Raw genomic sequence first — 279 nt, 5'->3', positions numbered from 1 at the left:
CTGCGGATTTCTTACGAGTCGTAACCTTTTTCGTAAGTAAATCATTCCATGTTAATTCATGTGATACACGAAGGTACGTAGAAGTAATACTTTTTGAACTTGTACAAAGTGATATGAATTTCTTCCCTAATATTAATAATTCCATACCATCTGCATCAACAAACTCATCAAAAAATTCCTCTACCATTCTTTTGAATGTGAATGTTACATTCTTATTTTTTCTAAATGCAGACCAACCATTGCTCATTTCCTTACCATTAGATAAAACAAGATCTACCC

Annotated in this window: 1 pseudogene; it reads right to left on the bottom strand. The window is 32.3% G+C overall.

Annotation, left to right across the window (positions count from 1 at the left end):
• Positions 1–279 (bottom strand): annotated as a pseudogene (locus ACSG5Z_RS32585) (LPD1 domain-containing protein); the annotation flags it as partial.

This window comes from Bacillus pretiosus, from assembly GCF_051294775.1.
In the GTDB taxonomy this organism is placed as follows: Bacteria; Bacillota; Bacilli; order Bacillales; family Bacillaceae_G; genus Bacillus_A; species Bacillus_A wiedmannii.
Note: the sequence above shows the minus strand (reverse complement) of the source record. Positions and strands in the feature narration are given on the sequence as shown.